The organism is Pseudomonas sp. BW7P1 (assembly GCF_024981055.1).
Lineage (GTDB): Bacteria > Pseudomonadota > Gammaproteobacteria > Pseudomonadales > Pseudomonadaceae > Aquipseudomonas > Aquipseudomonas bananamidigenes.
On the sequence record NZ_CP103374.1, the window covers coordinates 2,283,485 to 2,306,217 of the forward strand.

Below are 22,733 nucleotides of genomic sequence, written 5' to 3' on the forward strand. Positions count from 1 at the left end.
GTCTTGCATCAATACCTGCGGTAGGCGACGGTAGGTTTCCGGTCACTCCAGCAACCCCTTCAACCCCTCCAGCGCCACCGGCCGGCTATGCAGATACCCCTGATACAAATGGCAACCCAGTCCTTGCAGGAATTCAAGCTGCTCCGGGGTTTCCACGCCTTCGGCGATCACCTCCAGTTCCAGGCTGCGGGCCATGGCGACGATGGCGCGGATGATCTCGGCGTCGTTGGGGTCGCTGGTGGCGTCGCGGATGAAGGACTGATCGATTTTCAGGGTGTCCACAGGCAGGCGCTTGAGGTAGGTCAGCGATGAGTAACCGGTGCCGAAGTCGTCCATGGCGAAACTCACGCCAAGCTTTTTCAGGCGGCGCATCTTGCTGATGGTGTCTTCCAGGTTCTGGATCACGATGCCTTCGGTGATTTCCAGTTTCAGCAGCGAGCAGGGCAGGCCATGGCTGGTCATGCTGTGTTCGATCCGTTCGACGAAGTCGTTCTGGCGGAACTGCCGGGGGCTGATGTTCACGCACAGGCTGAACGCCAGTGGATCGATCAAGCCGTCGGCAATCAGTTGTTTGAAGGCATCGCAGGCCTCGTCGAGAATCCAGGTGCCGACCTCGAGGATCAGCCCGCTGTCTTCCAGTACCTTGATGAACTCGGCAGGCGATTGTGCGCCGAGTTCCGGGTGGTTCCAGCGCACCAGCGCCTCGGCGCCGATGATGCGGTTGTCCCGGGCGTCCACTTGCGGCTGGAAATGCACGTTGAATTCGCCACGGGACAATGCCAGGCGCAAGTCGGTCTCCATGCGCAGCCGTTCGCTGGCCGCCTTCTGCATGGTGTTGTGATACATCTGTGTGGTGTTGCGACCGGAATCCTTGGCCCGGTACAGGGCGATATCCGCACGCTTGAGCAGGTCGGTCGGGGTCGAACCGTGGTCGGGAATCAGCGCCACGCCGATGCTCGGCGTCACTTGCAAGCGCTGCCCATCGAGGAACATCGGCTCCGACAGCAGTTCGCGAATGGTGTCGGCCAGTTCACGCACCTGCACGCTGACCTCGTTGCGAGTGCCCTCCAGGCCGCTGAGCAAGACCACGAACTCATCACCACCGAGCCGGGCGACGGTGTCTTCCATGCGCACGCTGGCCTCGAGGCGTGCGGTGATGATCTTCAGCACCGTGTCGCCGACCGGATGGCCGAGCGAGTCGTTGATGTGCTTGAAGTGATCCAGATCGAGAAACAGCAGCGCACCGCGCAGGTTGTGGCGTTTGAGCAAGGCGATCTGCTGGCTCAGGCGATCCATCAGCAATGCGCGGTTGGGCAGATTGGTCAGCGGGTCGTGATAGGCGAGGTGCCGGATCTGTGCCTCGGCATTTTTCAGCAGGCTGACGTCCCGGGCAGTCAACAACAGACAGGCGGTTTCGTTGAGGGTGATCGGTTCTACCGAGACTTCCACGGTCAACAGTTCCCCGCGCTTGTTGCGCCCGAGCATCTCCTGATGATGCACGCGGCCCTTGATCTGCAACTCGGCGAGCAGCGCCGAGCGTTGTTTTTCCTCGGCCCAGATGCCGACCTGATACACGGTCTTGCCCACCACTTCGTCGGCACGATAACCGGTCAGGCGACAGAAGCCGTCGTTGACCTCCAGGTAGCGCCCGGTATCGCGCTCGGTAATGGTGATGGCGTCGGGGCTGGAGTGAAACGCTTTGGCAAATTTCTCTTCGCTGGCCTTGAGTGCCGCTTCCGAGCGTTGTTGCTGAGTAATGTCGCGCAGCGTGGTGACGATGCACGGCTGGTTGCCGACGCTGATCTGGCGGCTGGATATCACGCAGGTCAGCGATTGGCCGTCCTTGTGCTGGACGATGATCGCGACGTTGCTCAGGCCCTGTTCGCGGATCACCCGTTCGATACGTTGCAGGCTCTTGGCGGAAGCATCCCACAGGCCGATTTCTTCGGCGGTATGGCCGATGACATCGGCGGCGCTCCAGCCGAAGGTCTGGGTAAAGCTGGAGTTGATCTCGATGAATTCCCCGGTTTCCTGACGTGTGACACAGATCGGGTCGGGGCTGACCTGGAACAGCGTGGCGAATTTCTCTTCGGAGGCTATCAGGCGCTGTTCGCGTTCGACCTGATCGGTGATATCCAGCAAGGTGCCCGCCATGCGCAGCGGTACGCCGTTCTCGTCGCGATAAAGGCGGGCGCGGCTTTCCAGGTAGCGGGATCGACCGTCCGGCAGTTGCACGCGATACGTCAACTGATAGTTGCCTGCCGGGCCTTCGCGCAGGCTGCGGTAAGCGTCACGCATGCTGTCGCGTTCTTCACCGGGTACGCCTTCGAAGAATTCGTCGAACGATTCGTGGAACGGAATCGGTTCAAGTCCGTGCAATTGCGCGGCCCGCGCCGAGCCGTAAAGCATGCCGCTGGGAATGTGCCAGTCCCAGGTCCCGAGCTGTGCCGAGTCCAGGGCCAGATCGAGGCGTTCCTGGCTGTCCTTGAGCGCGTGTTCGGCCGCCTTGCGTTCGGTGGTGTCGAGAAAGGTGCTGAGCAGGTACGGCTGGCCTTCGAGCTCAACCTTTTGTGCGCTGAGAATGCCGTCGTGAACCTGGCCGTTGCTGGCGCGGAACTGCACCTCCATGCTGATCAACTCGCCCTTGGCCTTGGTCTTTCTGACCAGTTCCGCTCGTTGTTCGGGATGCACCCACAGGCCAAGTTCCAGGGTGGTACGACCGATCGCGCTCTGCACCGGCCAGCCGAACAGGCTCTCGAAATACTGGTTGGCCTCGCTGATGAGGCCGTCTTCCTGGCGGGTCAGCAGCACCATGTTCGGGCACAGGTGAAACAGTGTGGCGAAACGTTTCTCAGAGCTGCTGAGGGCCTGTTCCCGTTGCCGCTGATGGGTGATTTCACGAATCACCCCGATCATTCGGGGGCGGCCATGCTTGTCCGGCAGCAGACTGCCATTGATTTCCAGCCAGTGCAGGCTGCCGTCAGGCCAGCGGATGCGGTGGTGCATCGCTTGTTCCAGCGGCGCGCCGGCAATGACCGCGTGAAAGGCGCGAATGGTCTTGGCCCGGTCTTCCGGCGGCAGCAGGTCGAGGTATTCCAGATCTTCGGGCAACGGCTGCCGTGGATCGAAGCCGAACAGGGCCTGGGTGCCCCGCGACCAACTGATCTGCCCGCGTTCGATGTCCCAATACCAGGCGCCGAGGCGGGCACCGTTGAGCGCCGCGAGCAATTGTGGCGCGCTCTCCCAGCTCTGTTCGGAACGCCGTGGGTCAATGGCCTTAATACGCGGCATCGGCGGAATACGGTCAACAGATTTCGGCATTGTTAACGGGCCTTGAGCTGATTTGGGCATTAGGCACAGGGGACGGCAGCTCTATAGGAGTAGCACAAGTCAGCCGAGAGTCCCTGGCAGATCGATTTGCGCGTCCAGAAGGGCCATAAACGCCCGTGCAGCATTCGACAGTGTCCGTTCGGTGTGCAGGATATAGCCTAGCTGGCGACTGAGCTGTATGCCCGGCAAAGGTATGCGCGCCACCTGTTCATCGAGCATGGTGCGTGGCAAAACGCTCCAGGCCAGGCCGATCGACACCATCATCTTGATGGTTTCCAGATAGTTGGTGCTCATGGCGATGTTCGGTGTCAGCCCCTGTGCCTCGAACAAGCGTTGGACAATATGGTGAGTAAAGGTGTTTCCGCCGGGAAAAACCGCCGGATGACCGGCAATGTCTGCCAGTGTGACGGCGCCGTTGCTGATCAGCGAGTGTTCCGGGGCGACCACGAAATCCAGTGGGTCATCCCAGACCGGCATGGCCTTGACCAGTGTGTGCGGCTCCGGTGCCAGGGTAATCACCGCCAGTTCCGCTCGGCCATGGAGAATTTCCTCGTAGGCCACTTCCGAATCGAGGAACTGAATATCCAGCGCAACCTGTGGGTAGCGGCGGGTGTATTCGCGCAACAAGGGTGGCAGGCGGTGCAGACCGATATGGTGACTGGTGGCCAGGGTCAGCCGACCACTGACTTCGCCGGTGAGGTTGGTCAGGGCGCGGCGGGTGTCGTCCAGTACGTTGAGAATCTGATAGGCCCGCGGCAGAAGGGCCCGACCGGCCTCGGTCAGACCCACTTCACGCCCCAGACGGTCGAACAGGCGCACATTCAATTGCTGCTCCAGCCCGGCGATGCGTTTGCTGATTGCCGGTTGTGTCAGGTGCAGGCGTTCGCCAGCGCCGGAGAAGCTTCCGGATTCGGCAATCGCGATAAAGGCATTGAGGTTGGCCAGATCCATTCTCTGTATTCCAGTTGGTTATCCAAAGCATAAAAAATATGAATTTGAGTTATTCAATCTAACCCCATAGGATCGGCCTCACAAGCCAAAGGGTTATTGATAAGCCCAGGGCATAGAAACAAGCTGATGAGGAAACGTCTGATGGCCGGCAAAACGCTCTACGACAAGCTCTGGGATTCGCATTTGGTCAAGCAGCGCGACGATGGCTCGGCGCTGATCTATATCGATCGTCACATCATCCACGAAGTGACCTCGCCGCAAGCCTTCGAAGGCCTGCGTCTGGCCGGGCGCAAGCCATGGCGCATCGATGCCAACATCGCGACCCCGGACCACAACGTACCGACCACGCCGGAGCGCAAGGGCGGCATCAGCGCCATTGCCGACCAGGTCTCGCGCTTGCAGGTTCAGACCCTTGATGACAACTGCGATGAATACGGCATCGTCGAGTTCAAGATGAACGACGTGCGCCAGGGCATCGTCCATGTGATCAGCCCGGAGCAGGGCGCGACCTTGCCGGGCATGACCGTGGTCTGCGGCGACTCCCACACCTCGACCCACGGCGCGTTCGGTGCCCTGGCTCACGGTATCGGCACCTCCGAAGTCGAGCACGTGCTCGCCACTCAGTGCCTGGTCGCCAAGAAAATGAAGAACATGCTGGTGCGTGTCGAGGGCCGGTTGCCGTTCGGCGTGACCGCCAAGGACATCGTTCTTGCCGTGATCGGCAAGATCGGCACCGCCGGCGGCAACGGTCATGCCATCGAGTTCGCCGGCAGCGCGATTCGCGATCTGTCGATCGAAGGCCGCATGACCATCTGCAACATGTCCATTGAAGCCGGCGCCCGTGTGGGCCTGGTGGCGGCAGACCAGAAGACTGTGGATTACGTCAAGGGACGTCCGTTCGCACCGAAGGGCGCCCAGTGGGAGCAAGCCGTCGAATCCTGGAAAGACCTGGTGTCCGACGCCGACGCGCATTTCGACACCGTGGTCGAACTCGACGCCGCACAGATCAAGCCGCAAGTCAGCTGGGGAACCTCGCCGGAAATGGTCCTGGCCGTTGATCAGAACGTTCCGGACCCGGCAAAGGAAACGGATCCGGTCAAACGCGACTCCATCGTCCGTGCCTTGAAATACATGGGGCTGACCGCCAATCAGGCGATCACCGACATTCAGCTCGACCGCGTGTTCATCGGTTCCTGCACCAATTCGCGGATCGAAGATTTGCGCGCTGCGGCTGCGATCGCCAAAGGCCGCAAGGTCGCATCGACCATCAAGCAGGCCATTGTGGTACCGGGTTCGGGGCTGGTGAAGGCGCAGGCCGAGGCCGAAGGTCTGGACAAGATCTTCCTCGAAGCCGGTTTCGAATGGCGTGAACCGGGCTGTTCGATGTGCCTGGCGATGAACCCGGATCGCCTGGAGTCCGGCGAGCATTGCGCCTCGACCTCCAACCGTAACTTCGAGGGCCGTCAGGGCGCCGGTGGTCGTACCCACCTCGTCAGCCCGGCCATGGCCGCTGCGGCGGCGGTGAACGGTCGTTTCATCGACGTTCGTGAATTGATCTGAGGAGCGCAGCATGAAAGCTTTTACCCAGCACACCGGCCTTGTCGCACCTTTGGATCGTGCCAACGTCGACACTGACCAGATCATCCCGAAGCAGTTCTTGAAATCGATCAAGCGCACCGGTTTCGGTCCGAACCTGTTCGACGAGTGGCGTTACCTCGATGTGGGTCAGCCGTACCAGGACAACTCCAAGCGCCCGCTGAACAAGGAGTTCGTGCTCAACGCCGAGCGTTATCAAGGCGCCAGTGTATTGCTGGCCCGCGAGAACTTCGGCTGCGGCTCCAGCCGTGAACACGCGCCGTGGGCGCTGGAAGAATACGGGTTTCGCAGCATCATCGCGCCAAGCTATGCCGACATCTTCTTCAACAACAGCTTCAAGAACGGTCTGTTGCCGATCATTTTGAGCGACGCAGAAGTCGACGAGCTGTTCAAAGAGGTGGAAGCCGAGCCGGGTTATCAGCTGCAGATCGACCTGCACGAGCAGACCGTGACCAGTCCGAGCGGAAAGACTTACCGTTTCGAGATCGACGCATTCCGCAAGCACTGCCTGCTCAATGGCCTGGACGACATCGGCCTGACCCTGCAGGACGGCGATGCGATTGCGGCGTTCGAAGCCAGGCATCGTGCGAGCCAGCCGTGGTTGTTCCGCGACGCCTGAGCAAGATTTGAGATTGATGCCGTCAGGGCCGGCCTCTTCGCGGGCAAGCCCGCTCCCACAGTAAATTCGCGGTGTTCGCGAAACCTGTGGGAGCTGGCTTGCCAGCGATGAGGCCGGCAAAGGCAACACAAGACGTGACCCAGAAAAGGACGTACCCATGACCAGCACCGCCCACAGTCAGGTTGTACAAAAGCAATTCGGTGAACAGGCCGCCGCTTACCTGAGCAGCGCCGTCCACGCTCAAGGCACTGAATTTGCGCTGCTGCAGGCTGAGCTGGCGGGGCAGGGCGAGGCTCGGGTGCTGGACCTGGGTTGCGGCGCCGGACACGTGAGTTTCAACGTCGCTTCGCTGGTGAAGGAAGTGGTGGCTTACGACCTGTCGCAGCAGATGCTCGACGTGGTGGCCGCTGCTGCCGCTGATCGCGGGTTGAGCAACGTGTCCACGGTCAACGGTGCCGCCGAGCGTCTGCCGTTTGCCGATGGCGAGTTCGACTTCGTGTTCAGCCGTTACTCGGCGCACCACTGGAGCGACCTCGGCGTGGCCCTGCGCGAAGTGCGCCGGGTGCTGAAACCGGGTGGTGTGGCGGCGTTCATCGATGTGCTGTCACCGGGCAGCCCGTTGTTCGACACCTATCTGCAGAGCGTCGAAGTGCTGCGCGACACCAGCCATGTACGCGATTATTCTGCCGGTGAGTGGCTGCGTCAGGTCAGCGAGGCCGGTCTGCATACCCGCAGCACCACGCGTCAGCGCCTGCGTCTGGAGTACAACAGCTGGGTCGAGCGCATGCGCACGCCCGAGGTGATGCGCGCCGCGATCCGCCAGTTGCAGCAGTCGATGGGCAACGAAGTGCGCGAATATTTTGAGATTGAGGCCGATGGTTCGTTCAGTACAGATGTACTGGTGCTCTGGGCCGAGAAATAACTTTAGAACGACAAGCATTTTTCCGGGCGCGCCACTCGATGGCGCACCGACTGAAGACACGAGGAAAGCATGAGCAAGCAGATTCTGATTCTCCCAGGCGACGGTATTGGTCCGGAAATCATGGCCGAGGCGGTCAAGGTGCTGGAACTGGCCAATGACAAGTACAGCCTGGGCTTCGAGCTGAGCCATGACGTGATTGGCGGCGCCGCCATCGACAAGCACGGCGTGCCGCTGGCCGACGAAACACTGGACCGTGCCCGTGCCGCCGACGCTGTGCTGCTGGGTGCCGTGGGCGGTCCGAAATGGGACACCATCGAGCGTGACATTCGCCCTGAGCGCGGTCTGCTGAAAATCCGTGCGCAACTGGGTCTGTTCGGCAACCTGCGTCCGGCGATCCTGTATCCGCAACTGGCCGAGGCGTCGAGCCTGAAGCCGGAAATCGTTTCCGGGCTGGACATCCTGATCGTCCGCGAGCTGACCGGCGGTATCTATTTCGGCTCACCGCGTGGCACCCGCACCCTGGAAAACGGCGAGCGTCAGTCCTACGACACGCTGCCGTACAGCGAGAGCGAAATCCGCCGCATCGCCCGTGTCGGTTTCGACATGGCCATGGTTCGTGGCAAGAAGCTGTGCTCGGTGGACAAGGCCAACGTGCTGGCGTCCAGCCAGTTGTGGCGTGAAGTGGTCGAGCAGGTGGCCAAGGATTACCCTGAAGTCGAGCTCAGCCACATGTACGTCGACAACGCCGCGATGCAACTGGTGCGCGCACCGAAGCAGTTCGACGTGATCGTCACCGACAACATGTTCGGCGACATCCTGTCCGACGAAGCATCGATGCTCACCGGCTCCATCGGCATGCTCCCGTCGGCTTCGCTGGATGCCAACAACAAGGGCATGTACGAGCCTTGCCACGGTTCGGCACCGGACATCGCCGGCAAAGGCATCGCCAACCCGCTGGCGACCATTCTGTCGGTGTCGATGATGCTGCGTTACAGCTTCAATCTGCACGAGGCGGCGGACGCCATCGAGAAAGCGGTCAGCGTGGTGCTGGATCAAGGCCTGCGCACCGGCGACATCTTTTCGACCGGTTGCACTAAAGTCGGTACGCAGGAAATGGGTGACGCAGTAGTCGCCGCGCTGCGGAATCTGTAATCTCTCGGGCCCGCTGCGAAATTCAATACAAAGCAGCGGCCCACTTTTCAAGAAGGTGTAGTTGCGATGAAACGTGTAGGTCTGATCGGTTGGCGCGGCATGGTCGGTTCCGTGCTCATGCAGCGGATGCTGGAAGAGCAGGACTTCGATCTTATCGAGCCGGTGTTTTTCACCACTTCCAATGTCGGTGGCCAAGGCCCGTCCGTGGGCAAGGACATTGCTCCGCTCAAGGACGCTTACAGCATTGAAGAGCTGAAGACCCTCGACGTGATCCTGACCTGCCAGGGCGGCGACTACACCAGCGAAGTGTTCCCGAAGCTGCGCGAAGCCGGCTGGCAGGGTTACTGGATCGACGCGGCCTCGAGCCTGCGGATGAACGACGACGCCGTCATCATTCTCGATCCGGTCAACCGCAAGGTCATCGACCAGCAGCTCGATGCGGGCACCAAAAACTACATCGGCGGCAACTGCACCGTCAGCCTGATGCTGATGGGCCTGGGCGGTCTGTTCGAGGCCGGTCTGGTCGAGTGGATGAGCGCCATGACCTATCAGGCAGCCTCCGGTGCCGGCGCGCAGAACATGCGTGAACTGATCAAACAGATGGGCGCGACCCACGCCGCCGTCGCCGATCAACTGGCCGATCCGGCCAGCGCGATCCTCGACATCGACCGTCGTGTGGCCGAAGCCATGCGCAGCGACGCTTACCCGACCGAAAACTTCGGCGTACCGCTGGCCGGCAGCCTGATCCCGTGGATCGACAAGGAACTGCCGAACGGCCAGAGCCGCGAAGAGTGGAAGGCCCAGGCCGAGACCAACAAGATCCTCGGCCGCTTCAAGAGCCCGATCCCGGTCGACGGCATCTGCGTGCGCATCGGCGCCATGCGCTGCCACAGCCAGGCGCTGACCATCAAGCTGAACAAGGATGTGCCGATCGCTGACATCGAAGGGCTGATCAGCCAGCACAACCCTTGGGTCAAGCTGGTGCCGAACAACCGTGAAATCAGCATGCAGGAGCTGAGCCCGACGAAAGTCACCGGCACCCTGAACGTGCCGGTCGGTCGTCTGCGCAAGCTGAACATGGGGTCGCAGTTCGTCGGTGCCTTCACCGTCGGCGACCAGCTGCTGTGGGGCGCGGCCGAGCCGCTGCGTCGCATGCTGCGGATCCTGCTGGAGCGTTGATCGCTTGAAGCAATGAAAGAACCCGTGCCTTGCAAGAGGCGCGGGTTTTTTTTGCCTGTCCGGCAGCCACCCGGTAAAGTGCCGCTCCCCCCGTTCCACCAGAGGTCGCACCATGAGCCAGCCCATTGATATTGCCGTGATCGGCGCCACCGGTATTGTCGGCGAAACCCTTGTGCAGGTTCTCGAGGAGCGCGACTTTCCGGTCGGCAACCTGTATCTGCTGGTCAGCAGCGAATCCGCCGGCAGCTCGGTGCTGTTTCGCAACAAGAACGTGCGCGTACGCGAAGTCGACGCGTTCGACTTCAGCAAGGTCAGACTGGCGTTCTTTGCCGCCGGCCCGGCCATCACCCTGAGTTACGCCGCCCGCGCTCATGCGGCAGGTTGCTCGTTGGTGGATCTGTCCGGAGCCTTGCCGGCGGATCAGGCGCCGTACGTGGTGCCGGAAACCAATGCCACTGTGCTCGCGGGTATGAAAATGCCTTTCCAGGTCAGCAGCCCGAGCCCGTCGGCCACCACGCTGGCCGTGGTGCTGGCGCCGCTGCTCGATCTGGTCGATCTGCAATATGTGCATGTCACCGCCAATCTGGCGGTTTCTGCCCAAGGCCGTGAAGCGGTTTCCGAGCTGGCGCGGCAGACGACGGAACTGCTGAACATGCGACCGCTGGAACCGACCTTCTTCGATCGGCAGATGGCGTTCAACCTGTTGGCTCAGGTCGGTACGCCGGACGCGCACGGCCACACGCTGCTGGAAAAACGTCTGGTGCGCGAGCTGCGCCAGGTGCTGGCCAAACCTTCATTAAAGATTTCCGCAACTTGCGTTCAAGCCCCGGTGTTTTTTGGCGATAGCTTTAGCGTGACCTTGCAGTCAGCGAACGCGGTCGACCTGGAAAAAGTCAATGCCGCGCTTGAAGACGCCGAGGGGATCGAACTGGTCGAGGCCGGCGATTATCCGACTGCGGTCGGTGACGCGGTGGGGCAGGACGTGGTCTATGTCGGGCGGGTTCGCGCCGGTGTCGACGAGCCGTCGGAACTTAATCTGTGGCTGACGTCAGATAACGTACGCAAAGGCGCGGCGCTCAACGCGGTGCAAGTGGCCGAGTTGTTGATAAAAGACCTGCTGTAAAAGATACTTGGCAACAATTTGTCGACTGATTCTAGCCGGGCGCTATGCTTGGCCAGACGGCTTGATGACGTAATACCCTCCGGGACTTTCCGGGGCATCAAAGAAATGATCGCGCGCGGCATGTTGTCGTCGTCGCGCGCAATGCCTTACGGCAGCGACAATCGATATTTTCTCGCTGGCCGAGGAACGTTCAAACAAAGGAAGAGGCTATGGTTCAAGTTCGCAAACTGGTGTTAGCAATAGCGGCCGCCTCGGCGCTGTCCTCCGGTATGGCGCATGCCCTCGGGCTCGGGGAGCTGACCCTGAAGTCGACCCTGAACCAGCCGCTGGTGGCGGAAATCGAACTGCTCGATGTCAAGGATCTCACTGCTGCCGAAGTGGTGCCGAGCCTGGCCTCGCCGGAAGATTTCGCCAAGGCCGGCGTCGATCGCCAGGCTTTCCTCAATGATCTGACCTTCACCCCGGTGCTCAACGCCAGCGGCAAGAGCGTGCTGCGTGTAACGTCGAGCAAGCCGCTGTCGGAACCGATGGTGAAATTCCTTGTGCAGGTGATGTGGCCGAACGGCCGACTGCTGCGCGATTACAGCGTATTGCTGGACCCGTCGAAGTTTTCGCCACAGACCGCTGATGCCGCCGCTCAAGCTGCGCCGGCACAGACCATCACCGCGCCGACCACAGGCGCAACGCATTCGACACATACCACCACGCCACGCGACACCCTGTGGGAAATCGCGGCGAAGGCGCGCACTGGCGGATCGATCCAGCAGACCATGCTGGCGATTCAGGCGCTGAACCCTGACGCATTCATCGACGGCAACATCAACCGCCTGAAAACCGGTCAGGTGCTGCGTCTGCCGGATCAGGTGCAAAGCACCGCATTGCCGCAGTCGAAAGCGATTGCCGAAGTGGCTGCACAGAACGAGGCCTGGCGTCAGGGTCGTCGTTATGTGGCCAAGCCGGGCACCGGTCAGCAACAGCTCGATGCCACCAAGCGTGGTCGCGCCAATGCCGGCGCTGCGCAGAATGCCAAGGACAACCTGAGCCTCGTTTCCGCCGAAAGCGGCAAGGCTCGTGGAAAGGGGCCGGCCGGTGATGCCAAGGCTCTGAGCAACAAACTGGCCGTGACCCAGGAAAGTCTCGACACGACCCGTCGTGACAATGCGGAACTGAAAAGCCGCATGGCCGATCTGCAAAGCCAGCTGGACAAGCTGCAACGCCTGATCGAACTGAAAAATAACCAACTGGCGAAAATGCAGGCTGAAGGCGCGGGCGCGACCCCGGCGCCTGCAGCGGATGCGGCTGCTCCGGCAGTGCCGCCGGTTCCGGCCATTACTGCGGAGCTGGCGGCCACCCCGCCAGCAACGCCGGCGGAGGCCGCACCTGCCGCGCCTGCGCCTGAAGCCGCTGCGCCGGCCCCGGTTGAACCCGTGGTCGAGCCCAAGCCTGTCGCCGACGAAGACAAAGCCTTCAACGAACTGCTGACCAACCCGATTCTGCTGGGGCTGGTCGGTGGTGGTGCGGTGGTGTTCCTGCTTCTTCTGTTGCTGCTGGCCCGTCGCCGCAAGGCGCAACAGGAGGCCGAGAAGCATCTGCGCATGGCTCGCGCTCTGGAAGAGCAGTCGTTCTCGCCTGAGCTCGATCTGCCGGAAGACAGCTTCGAAGGCCTGGAAGTGCCGGCGGCAAGCGTCAAGCTCACGCCAGCGCCCGCTCCAGCTCCAGCACCGACTCCGGCCCCTGTGGTGGCTCCGGTAGTGATGGCCGAGCCGATCGCTGCGCCACTGGTCGCCCCGGCTGCCGAGCGCTCCGACGATGTGCTGGACAAGGCGCAGTCGCATATCGATAACGGTCGCTTGAATCAGGCGGCAGCGTTGCTGGAGGAGGGCGTCAGCCTGGAGCCGCAGCGTAGCGACTTGCGCCTGAAGCTGATGGAAGTCTACGGTCGCCAGGGTGATCGTGATGCCTTCGTCGGTCAGGAGCGCCAACTGGTTGCCAACGGCGACAACTTTGCCAAGGTCGAGGAGCTGAAAAAACGCTTTCCGGCCATGGCGGTCGTTGCGGCTACCGGTCTGGCGGCGGCGGCCATTGTGGCCGAGCTGGACGAGGATTACGTCAAGGAACTGCTGCTCGATGAGCCAGAAGCGCCTGTTGCCAAGGCGGACGACGATCTGGACAGCGCTTTCGACCTGAGTCTGGATGATCTCGACAACATCAAGCCGCTGGATCCGGTTGCGCCGGTGGCGGCTGTCGAGCCTGAGGCACCGGTGGAGCTGGACGAATTCCCGGCCGATGACGACCTGAGCTTCGAGTCTGTGCTGCAGCAGCAGACAGAGATCAAGGAAAACCTTGATGATCTGTCCGACTTCGATCTGGATCTGGACCTGGGTGCCGATCCTGCGCCGGTGCCGGTTGATCTGGCTGACGAGGATTTTTCGCTGGAGCTGGACGAAGGCGTGAAGGATCTGCCGCCGGTCGAGCCGCCGGTGGTGGCTGAAGCGCCTCTGGATGATCTGGAGCTGCCTGCCGATTTCGATCTGTCCCTGGCCGACGAAATGGATGCGACCCCGGCTGAACCGGATGCATTCGCCGCCGAGCTGGACGACGTCAATGCCGAGCTGGATCGCCTGTCGAGCAGCATTAGCGAGCCGAGCTTCACCGAAGCCGATGCCGCAATGGGTGGTGATCTGAACGACGAGGACTTCGATTTCCTCGCCGGTACCGACGAGGCCGCCACCAAGCTCGATCTGGCACAGGCCTACATCGACATGGGCGACAACGACGGCGCGCGCGACATCCTCAACGAAGTGCTCAGCGAGGGTGATGACAAGCAGAAGAACGAAGCGAAGGAAATGCTTTCGCATCTGGCCTGAATCAGCGTTCGGCGGTAAACAAAACGGCAGCCCATCGAGGCTGCCGTTTTTGTTTGGGTCTGGCATCCCCGGTTCATCGCCTTATAATGCCCGCCTTCGTAGATCATCAGGCTGTCCCGACTTGGCAAACATAGATAACCCGGCCGCCGAAATGGCTCCCGAAGGCTTTTTTCGCGTCGCTCTGGGCGTTGAATACAAAGGCTCGCGCTACAGCGGCTGGCAGCGCCAGTCCACCGGTGTGCTCACGGTGCAGGAAACCCTGGAAAATGCCTTGTCGAAGGTCGCCAATTCGCCGATCTCGCTGCAATGCGCCGGACGCACCGATGCCGGTGTGCATGCCTGCGGGCAGGTTGTGCATTTCGATACGCAGGTCGACCGCTCGCTGAAAGCCTGGGTCATGGGTGCCAACATCAACCTGCCCCACGACATCAGTGTCAGTTGGGCGAGGGTCATGCCTGCGCACTTTCATGCGCGATTCAAGGCCATTGCCCGGCGCTATCGTTACGTGATCTACAACGATCAGATCCGGCCGGCGCATCTCAATGAAGAAATCACCTGGAATCACCGCCCTCTGGATGTGGAGCGCATGGCCGAGGCCGCGCATTACCTGATCGGTACCCATGACTTCAGTGCCTTCCGTGCCGGTCAGTGCCAGGCCAAGTCGCCGATCAAGCAGATGCATCACTTGCGCGTGACCCGTCACGGCAAAATGATCGTGCTGGACATCCGCGCCAATGCGTTTCTGCATCACATGGTGCGCAACATCGCCGGAGTGCTGATGACGATCGGTGCCGGCGAGCGACCGGTGGAGTGGATGAAAGAAGTGCTGGAAAGCCGTGAGCGGCGTTCCGGCGGGGTCACGGCTCATCCGTTCGGGCTGTATCTGGTACAGGTCGAGTACCACGACGAATTCCCGTTGCCCGAGCGTTTCATCGGGCCACATTTCCTTACCGGTTTCTCGGAACTTGACGGCTGACGCCCTCGAATGCATTTGTTACCATCCGGGACTTTCCCGGATTTGCCTTGAGGTTTTATCGACATGTCGGCCGTTCGCAGCAAGATCTGCGGGATTACCCGCATAGAGGATGCGTTGGCAGCCGTCGAGGCCGGGGCCGATGCCATCGGGTTCGTGTTCTACGCCAAAAGCCCTCGGGCGGTGACCGTGCAGCAGGCGCGGGCGATCATCGCCGCGTTGCCGCCGTTCGTGACCACGGTGGGGCTGTTTGTCAACGCCAGTCGCTGCGAGCTCGGGGAAATCCTCGATGCGGTGCCGCTGGATCTGCTGCAGTTTCACGGCGACGAGACCGCTGCCGAGTGCGAAGGCTGGCACCGGCCGTACATCAAGGCCCTGCGGGTCAAGGCCGGCGATGACATCGCCGCAGCCTGCGATGCCTATCCGAGCGCCAGCGGCGTGCTGCTCGATACCTACGTGGAAGGCGTACCCGGTGGAACCGGCGAGGCGTTCGACTGGTCATTGATTCCGCAAGGTTTGAGCAAGCCGTTGATTCTTGCCGGCGGGTTGACACCCGAGAACGTCGCCGAAGCGGTTGCCCGGGTACGGCCCTACGCGGTTGACGTCAGCGGTGGGGTAGAGGCGAGCAAGGGTATCAAGGATCACGCAAGGATTCGGGCGTTCATCAACGCCATAGGTTGATGTGACGGCTGGCAGACTGCCGCCGTCCACAGCTCTGTAGAAAAGAGGCTGAGGGTCATTTCGGATTGTACGCAGGTCAGTTCCGCTGACCCGGCAACTCCATCGATCATCGCCACACATGAATTTAGCTGAAGGGCATACACGGGGCCGCGAACCAGAGCGTTCGGGCCGCCGGTACTGGAGAAAGAAAGCATGAGCAACTGGTTGGTAGACAAGCTGATCCCTTCGATCATGCGTTCGGAGGTCAAGAAGAGCTCGGTGCCTGAAGGCCTGTGGCACAAATGCCCGTCCTGCGAGGCCGTGCTGTATCGTCCGGAGCTGGAAAAGACCCTGGACGTTTGCCCTAAATGCAACCACCACATGCGCATCGGAGCACGTGCGCGCATCGACATCTTCCTGGATGCAGAAGGTCGTGTTGAGCTGGGTGCCGACCTGGAGCCGGTTGACCGTCTGAAATTCCGTGACGGCAAGAAGTACAAGGATCGCCTGACTGCTGCGCAGAAGCAGACCGGCGAGAAAGACGCGCTGGTTTCCATGAGCGGCACCCTGCTGGGCATGCCTGTCGTGGTTTCGGCGTTCGAATTCAGCTTCATGGGCGGCTCCATGGGCGCCATCGTCGGTGAGCGCTTCGTGCGCGCTGCCAACTACGCTCTGGAAAACCGTTGTCCGATGGTCTGCTTCTCCGCCTCCGGTGGCGCGCGGATGCAGGAAGCCCTGATTTCCCTGATGCAGATGGCCAAGACCTCGGCGGTGCTGGCGCGTCTGCGTGAAGAAGGCATTCCGTTCATCTCCGTGCTGACCGATCCGGTTTACGGCGGCGTTTCCGCCAGTCTGGCGATGCTGGGCGACGTGATCGTCGGTGAGCCAAAAGCCCTGATCGGCTTCGCCGGCCCGCGCGTGATCGAGCAGACCGTGCGCGAAAAACTGCCGGAAGGCTTCCAGCGCAGCGAGTTCCTGCTGGAGCACGGTGCAATCGACCTGATCATCGATCGTCGCGAACTGCGTCCGCGCCTGGGCAATCTGCTGGCACAGCTGACCGGCAAGCCGACGCCGACCTACGTTGCTGCGCCTGTCGAACCGATCGTCGTTCCACCGGTGCCTGCCAACGTATGACCGAGCGCACCCTTGGCGAGTGGCTCGCCTACCTTGAACAGTTGCATCCTTCCGCCATCGACATGGGGCTGGAGCGTTCGCAACAGGTAGCGTCCCGCATGGGGCTGGGCCAGCCGGCGCCTCGGGTGATTACGGTCACCGGCACCAACGGCAAGGGTTCGACCTGCGCTTTCGTGGCTTCATTGTTGCGGGCGCAGGGCCTGAGCGTCGGTGTCTACAACTCCCCGCACCTACTGCGTTACAACGAGCGGGTGCAGCTCAATGGCGTCGAAGCCACGGACGCGCAACTGTGCGAAGCCTTTGCAGCGGTTGAAGCCGGGCGGGGCGAGATTTCCCTGACTTACTTCGAGATGGGCACTCTGGCTGCATTCTGGCTGTTTCAACAGGCCGGGCTCGACGCGGTAGTGCTTGAGGTCGGCCTGGGCGGGCGTCTGGACACGGTCAACGTGGTCGATGCGGATATCGCGCTGGTCACCAGCATTGGTGTCGATCATGCGGATTACCTGGGCAATACCCGCGAGTCCGTGGCCTTCGAGAAGGCCGGAATTTTCCGTCAGGGCAAGCCGGCACTGTGCGGCGATCTGAATCCTCCACAACCTCTGCTGGACAAGGCACGCGAGCTTGCTTGCCCGTTCTTTTTGCGTGGGCGCGATTTCGATCTCGGCATCACTGACCAATTCTGGCAGTGGCGCGGGACCGACGCAGACGGCCAGGCCGTTGAATTGCGTGATTTGCCGCTGCTCGATCTGCCGATGGAAAACGCCGCACTGGCGTTGCAGGCTTATCTGCTGCTGGGCCTGCGTTGGGACGCTCGACAGATTGTTGCGGCTTTGCAGGCCACTCGCGTGGTCGGTCGCCTTGATCGTCGCTCGTTCGAATGGAACGGCAAGCGCCTGAACCTGCTGCTGGACGTGGGTCATAACCCGCACGCGGCGGAGTATCTGGCCCGGCGGCTGGCTGCCCGTCCACCGGTCGGCAAGCGCCTGGCCGTGTTCGGCCTGTTAGCGGACAAGGATCTGGATGGCGTGGTCGGTGAGTTGAATGCCAGTATCCAGCATTGGGCGGTGGCGCCGCTGGATTCGCCGCGAGCGCGCCCGGTCGCTGAATTGAATGCGGCATTGCAGAACCTTGGAGCGTCGGTCGCGTCTTATGACAGTGTGGCGGCTGCTCTGGAGGGACAATGTGCAGCGGCCACCAGTGACGACGAGATCTTGCTGTTCGGATCATTTTATTGTGTCGCCGAGGCCCTTGAGTGGCTGGCCCGGCGCTCCACGGAGGAAGCGGCAAATGGCTTTGCTGGATAAAGCGTACAAGCAGCGCATGGTCGGTGCCCTGGTGCTGGTGGCGCTGGCGGTGATTTTCCTGCCCATGCTGTTTTCCCGTCAGGACGAGCAACGTCAGGTAACCGTCGAGGCGCCCGCTGCGCCGCAGGCGCCTGCCGTGGCGCAGATCCAGATGGAAACCGTGGCGGTGCCTGAGCCGCAAGTCCTGCCTCAAGAGCCGGTGCCGAGTGATGATGAGGTCGCCGAACAGGCCGCGCCGGTCGCACCGGTTGCGCCTGCGGCTCCAGCTCCGGCTCCGGTAGCCAAACCGGTTGCAGTTGCTCCAGCGCCAGCGCCTGCGCCCGTGAGCAAGCCAACTGCCGCTCCGGCTCAACCGATCGCTGCGCTGTCGGCCAAGCCGGATACCACCCAGAGCCGCGTCGATGCCAATGGCCTGTCGGTGAGCTGGTCGGTGCAACTGGCCAGTCTGTCGAGTCGCGCCAGTGCCGAAAGCCTGCAGAAAACCCTGCGCAGTCAGGGTTACAACGCTTATATCCGCTCTGCCGATGGCAAGAATCGGGTGTTCGTCGGTCCGCTGATCGAGCGTGCCGAAGCCGACCGCCTGCGTGATCTGTTGAGCCGCCAGCAGAACCTCAAGGGGTTTGTGGTGCGCTTTCAGCCCGAGCGTGGCTGAAATCTATCACCTCGATTGAAATGCACTGACAATCGCAGCTTACCGACAGCCATGCGCTCTGCTAAAATGCGCCGCCTTATCCGTCTGTAGGCTGCACTGTGCCATTTACCTGGGTTGACTGGGCGATCGTTGCAATCATCGCCATCTCCGCTTTGATCAGTTTGAGCCGCGGCTTCGTCAAGGAAGCACTATCGCTGGTGACCTGGATCATCGCAGGAGCGGTTGCCTGGATGTTCGGTGGCTCACTGTCCGAGTACCTCGCCGGATACATCCAAACACCGTCGGCTCGTGTGATCACGGGCTGTGCCATCATGTTTGTCGCCACACTGATCGTGGGCGCAATGATCAATTATCTTATCGGCGAACTGGTTCGCGTCACCGGATTGTCCGGGACCGACAGGTTTCTCGGCATGGCCTTCGGCGCTGCGCGTGGCGTGTTGCTGGTGGTCGTGGCGGTCGGGCTGTTGAGCCTGGGGCCGGTACAGCAGGACGGGTGGTGGAAAGAATCACAGCTCGTGCCAAAGTTTCTATTGGTCGCAGACTGGTCCAAAAACCTGATTCTCGGGTGGAGCAGTCAGTGGCTTGCCAGCGGAATCAGCGTACCCGCTGATATTCCGTTCAAGGAGCAACTCTTGCCGTCGGCCAAAACGCCTCAGTGAGTGTTGTTCAGTTCAGATCCATTAAGTAGGGGTTGCGTCGCATGTGTGGCATCGTCGGTATCGTCGGTAAGTCGAACGTCAATCAGGCGCTGTATGACGCGCTAACCGTGCTCCAGCACCGCGGCCAGGACGCTGCCGGTATCGTGACCAGCCATGATGGCCGGTTGTTCTTGCGCAAGGACAATGGTCTGGTGCGTGACGTGTTTCAGCAGCGTCACATGCAGCGCCTGGTCGGTCACATGGGTATCGGTCACGTCCGTTACCCGACTGCCGGCAGCTCGACGTCGGCCGAGGCTCAGCCGTTCTACGTCAACTCGCCATACGGCATTACCCTGGCGCACAACGGCAACCTGACCAACGTTGAGCAATTGGCCAAGGAAATCTACGAATCCGATCTGCGTCACGTCAACACCAGTTCCGACTCTGAAGTGCTGCTCAACGTGTTCGCTCACGAACTGGCCCAGCGCGGCAAGTTGCAGCCGACCGAAGAAGACGTGTTCGCTGCCGTGACCGACGTCCACAACCGTTGTGTCGGTGGCTACGCCGTAGTGGCGATGGTGACCGGATACGGCATCGTCGGTTTCCGCGACCCGCACGGCATTCGTCCGATCGTGTTCGGTCAGCGTCACACCGACGAAGGTGTCGAGTACATGATCGCGTCCGAAAGCGTTTCGCTGGACGTGCTCGGTTTCACCCTGATCCGCGACCTGGCGCCGGGTGAAGCGGTCTACATCACTGAAGACGGCAAGCTGCACACCCGTCAGTGCGCGACCAACCCGTCGCTGACCCCGTGCATCTTCGAGCACGTCTACCTGGCGCGGCCGGATTCGATCATCGACGGCGTGTCGGTCTACAAGGCCCGTCTGCGCATGGGTGAGAAGCTGGCCGAGAAGATCCTGCGCGAGCGTCCAGAGCACGACATCGATGTGGTCATCCCGATTCCGGACACCAGCCGCACTGCGGCGCTGGAACTGGCGAACCATCTGGGCGTGAAATTTCGCGAAGGTTTCGTCAAGAACCGTTACATCGGCCGTACCTTCATCATGCCTGGCCAGGCCGCGCGCAAGAAATCGGTACGTCAGAAGCTCAACGCCATCGAGCTGGAGTTCCGCGGCAAGAACGTCATGCTGGTGGACGACTCGATCGTCCGCGGTACCACCTGCAAGCAGATCATCCAGATGGCCCGTGAAGCCGGCGCTAAAAACGTCTACTTCTGCTCGGCGGCCCCGGCCGTGCGCTTCCCGAACGTTTATGGCATCGACATGCCAAGCGCCCATGAACTGATCGCACACAATCGTTCGACCCAGGACGTGGCTGACCTGATCGGTGCCGACTGGCTGATCTATCAGGACCTGCCTGACTTGATCGAGGCGGTCGGCGGCGGCAAGATCAAGATCGAAAACTTCGATTGTGCGGTATTCGACGGCAAGTACGTTACCGGCGACGTCGATGAGGCCTATCTGAACAAGATCGAGCAGGCGCGCAACGACGCCTCGAAGGCCAAGACCCAGGCGGTGAGCGCGATCATCGATCTGTACAACAACTGAGTTTCAACCGGCCCTTAGGGGCCGGTTTTGTATCTGGCAAAAGACTTTTATTTATCGAGAACAGGGCAAGGAGTGACAGCATGAGTCAGGAATGGGATGCCGGTCGGCTGGACAGCGACCTCGAAGGCGTAGCGTTCGATACCCTGGCCGTACGTGCCGGTCAGCACCGTACGCCGGAAGGCGAGCACGGTGATCCGATGTTCTTCACTTCCAGTTACGTTTTCCGTACCGCCGCCGATGCCGCCGCACGATTTGCCGGAGAAGTACCTGGCAACGTTTACTCGCGTTACACCAACCCGACCGTTCGCTCGTTCGAAGAGCGTATTGCCGCGCTGGAAAATGCCGAGCAGGCGGTGGCCACTGCTACCGGCATGGCCGCGATCATGGCGGTGGTGATGAGCCTGTGCAGCGCTGGCGATCATGTACTGGTGTCGCGCAGCGTGTTCGGTTCGACCATCAGTCTGTTCGAGAAATACTTCAAGCGCTTCGGCGTGGAAGTCGATTACGTGCCGCTGGCGGATCTGTCGGCCTGGGATGCGGCGATCAAGTCCAACACCAGATTGCTGTTCGTCGAGTCGCCGTCCAATCCGCTGGCCGAGCTGGTGGACATCACCGCGCTGGCAGAAATCGCTCACGCCAAAGGCGCGATGCTGGTGGTCGACAACTGCTTCTGCACGCCGGCATTGCAACAGCCGTTGAAGCTCGGCGCAGATATCGTCGTGCATTCGGCCACCAAGTTCATCGATGGCCAGGGCCGTTGCATGGGCGGCGTGGTGGCCGGTCGCGGCGAGCAGATGAAAGAAGTCGTCGGCTTCCTGCGCACCGCTGGCCCGACTTTGAGCCCGTTCAATGCCTGGATCTTCCTCAAGGGCCTGGAAACCCTGAATCTGCGGATGAAGGCGCACTGTGCCAACGCGCAGCAACTGGCTGAATGGCTGGAGCAGCAGGATGGTATCGAGAAGGTGCATTACGCAGGCCTCAAGAGCCACCCGCAGCATGAGTTGGCCCAGCGTCAGCAGAAGGGCTTCGGCGCGGTCGTCAGCTTCGAGGTGAAGGGCGGCAAAGAAGGCGCCTGGCGCTTTATCGACGCGACCCGTTTGATTTCGATCACCGCCAACCTGGGTGACAGCAAAACCACCATCACTCATCCGAGCACCACGTCCCACGGTCGTCTGGCGCCGCAGGAGCGTGAAGCGGCGGGGATTCGTGACAGCCTGATCCGCATTGCGGTGGGGCTGGAGGATGTCGCTGATCTGCAAGCCGATCTGGCGCGCGGTCTGGCGGCGTTGTGATCGAATTGTCTTCCCTGACGACGGGTACCCATGGCCGCGTGGCGCTGGTCACGGGGGCTGCCCGCGGTATCGGACTGGGTATCGCGGCGTGGCTGATCAGCGAAGGCTGGCAAGTGGTGCTGACGGATCTGGACCGCGCGCGAGGCTCCAGGGTGGCGAGTGTGCTTGGCGAAAATGCCTGCTTCATCGCCATGGATGTGGCGGATGAAAACCAGGTGGCGCGTGGCGTCGCTGAGGTGCTGGGGCAGTTCGGACGGCTGGATGCGTTGGTGTGCAACGCGGCGGTGGCGGATCCGCACAATATCGTTCTGGAAAGCCTTGATCTGGCGTACTGGAATCGTGTTCTGGCGGTGAACCTCAGCGGGCCGATGCTGCTGGCCAAGCATTGTGCGCCGTATCTGCGGGCGCATAACGGGGCAATCGTCAATCTGGCCTCGACCCGTGCAGCACAGTCGGAGCCCGATACCGAAGCCTATGCCGCAAGCAAGGGTGGCTTGCTGGCGTTGACTCATGCACTGGCAATCAGTCTTGGACCGGAGATTCGCGTCAATGCGGTCAGCCCGGGCTGGATCGATGCGCGGGATCCCTCCGCGCGTCGTGCTGAGCCGTTGACGGATACAGATCATGCCCAGCACCCGGCAGGCAGGGTAGGGACGGTCGAGGATGTGGCGGCAATGGTGGCATGGCTGTTGTCGAAGAATGCCGGGTTCGTGACGGGGCAGGAGTTCGTGGTCGACGGCGGCATGACCAAGAAGATGATCTACTCGGAATGA

Annotated in this window: 18 protein-coding genes; 16 read left to right on the forward strand and 2 right to left on the reverse strand. The window is 61.4% G+C overall.

The genetic code is table 11. From position 1 onward, the window contains the following. Positions 1-42: 42 nt before the first annotated feature. Entirely contained in the window at positions 43-3,321 is a 3,279-nt protein-coding gene (locus tag NWV16_RS10265) for a PAS domain S-box protein (protein WP_260522919.1), read from the reverse strand. A gap of 69 nt (positions 3,322-3,390) precedes the next feature. After that, complete coding sequence (locus tag NWV16_RS10270) at positions 3,391-4,281, reverse strand: LysR family transcriptional regulator (RefSeq protein WP_065261391.1); 891 nt, start codon at positions 4,279-4,281, stop codon at positions 3,391-3,393. Positions 4,282-4,422: 141 nt separating this feature from the next. Between NWV16_RS10270 and leuC the strand changes: the two genes are divergently transcribed. The 16 genes from leuC (at position 4,423) to NWV16_RS10350 (ending at position 22,733) form a co-directional block, all read left to right on the forward strand. Further along, positions 4,423-5,841, forward strand: a complete 1,419-nt coding sequence (gene leuC / locus NWV16_RS10275; protein WP_065261392.1) for a 3-isopropylmalate dehydratase large subunit — start codon at positions 4,423-4,425, stop codon at positions 5,839-5,841. Positions 5,842-5,851: 10 nt separating this feature from the next. After that, positions 5,852-6,496 (forward strand): 3-isopropylmalate dehydratase small subunit, encoded by a 645-nt coding sequence (gene leuD / locus NWV16_RS10280; RefSeq protein ID WP_065261393.1) that lies wholly within the window; start codon positions 5,852-5,854, stop codon positions 6,494-6,496. Between the two features lie 157 nt (positions 6,497-6,653). Beyond that, positions 6,654-7,418 carry a class I SAM-dependent methyltransferase gene (locus NWV16_RS10285; RefSeq protein WP_260522920.1) on the forward strand — a complete coding sequence of 255 codons (765 nt, stop codon included), beginning with the start codon at positions 6,654-6,656 and terminating at the stop codon, positions 7,416-7,418. Positions 7,419-7,487: 69 nt separating this feature from the next. After that, positions 7,488-8,570, forward strand: coding sequence for a 3-isopropylmalate dehydrogenase (gene leuB, locus NWV16_RS10290; protein WP_260522921.1), 1,083 nt, complete (start codon positions 7,488-7,490; stop codon positions 8,568-8,570). A gap of 66 nt (positions 8,571-8,636) precedes the next feature. Further along, positions 8,637-9,749, forward strand: coding sequence for an aspartate-semialdehyde dehydrogenase (asd, locus tag NWV16_RS10295; protein ID WP_011333354.1), 1,113 nt, complete (start codon positions 8,637-8,639; stop codon positions 9,747-9,749). 112 nt (positions 9,750-9,861) lie between these two features. After that, positions 9,862-10,872 (forward strand): aspartate-semialdehyde dehydrogenase, encoded by a 1,011-nt coding sequence (locus NWV16_RS10300; protein ID WP_260522922.1) that lies wholly within the window; start codon positions 9,862-9,864, stop codon positions 10,870-10,872. 209 nt (positions 10,873-11,081) lie between these two features. Continuing rightward, positions 11,082-13,739: a FimV/HubP family polar landmark protein gene (locus NWV16_RS10305; RefSeq protein WP_260522923.1), complete on the forward strand. Its 2,658-nt coding sequence runs from the start codon at positions 11,082-11,084 to the stop codon at positions 13,737-13,739. Between the two features lie 151 nt (positions 13,740-13,890). After that, positions 13,891-14,715 (forward strand): tRNA pseudouridine(38-40) synthase TruA, encoded by an 825-nt coding sequence (gene truA, locus NWV16_RS10310; RefSeq protein ID WP_260523503.1) that lies wholly within the window; start codon positions 13,891-13,893, stop codon positions 14,713-14,715. 63 nt (positions 14,716-14,778) lie between these two features. Next, on the forward strand, positions 14,779-15,393 hold the full coding sequence (locus NWV16_RS10315; RefSeq protein WP_260522924.1) for a phosphoribosylanthranilate isomerase: 615 nt from the start codon (positions 14,779-14,781) through the stop codon (positions 15,391-15,393). Positions 15,394-15,585: 192 nt separating this feature from the next. After that, positions 15,586-16,506: an acetyl-CoA carboxylase, carboxyltransferase subunit beta gene (accD, locus tag NWV16_RS10320; protein ID WP_260522925.1), complete on the forward strand. Its 921-nt coding sequence runs from the start codon at positions 15,586-15,588 to the stop codon at positions 16,504-16,506. Then, complete coding sequence (folC, locus tag NWV16_RS10325) at positions 16,503-17,810, forward strand: bifunctional tetrahydrofolate synthase/dihydrofolate synthase (RefSeq protein WP_260522926.1); 1,308 nt, start codon at positions 16,503-16,505, stop codon at positions 17,808-17,810. The genes accD and folC overlap by 4 nt, the downstream gene beginning before the upstream one ends. Further along, positions 17,794-18,462 (forward strand): SPOR domain-containing protein, encoded by a 669-nt coding sequence (locus tag NWV16_RS10330; protein ID WP_260522927.1) that lies wholly within the window; start codon positions 17,794-17,796, stop codon positions 18,460-18,462. The genes folC and NWV16_RS10330 overlap by 17 nt, the downstream gene beginning before the upstream one ends. Before the next feature lie 98 nt (positions 18,463-18,560). Continuing rightward, positions 18,561-19,121: a CvpA family protein gene (locus NWV16_RS10335; protein ID WP_007956464.1), complete on the forward strand. Its 561-nt coding sequence runs from the start codon at positions 18,561-18,563 to the stop codon at positions 19,119-19,121. Positions 19,122-19,162: 41 nt separating this feature from the next. After that, positions 19,163-20,668 (forward strand): amidophosphoribosyltransferase, encoded by a 1,506-nt coding sequence (purF, locus tag NWV16_RS10340; protein ID WP_260522928.1) that lies wholly within the window; start codon positions 19,163-19,165, stop codon positions 20,666-20,668. An 80-nt stretch (positions 20,669-20,748) separates the two neighbouring features. After that, positions 20,749-21,960 carry an O-succinylhomoserine sulfhydrylase gene (locus NWV16_RS10345; RefSeq protein WP_260522929.1) on the forward strand — a complete coding sequence of 404 codons (1,212 nt, stop codon included), beginning with the start codon at positions 20,749-20,751 and terminating at the stop codon, positions 21,958-21,960. Further along, positions 21,957-22,733 carry an SDR family oxidoreductase gene (locus tag NWV16_RS10350; protein ID WP_065261443.1) on the forward strand — a complete coding sequence of 259 codons (777 nt, stop codon included), beginning with the start codon at positions 21,957-21,959 and terminating at the stop codon, positions 22,731-22,733. The genes NWV16_RS10345 and NWV16_RS10350 overlap by 4 nt, the downstream gene beginning before the upstream one ends.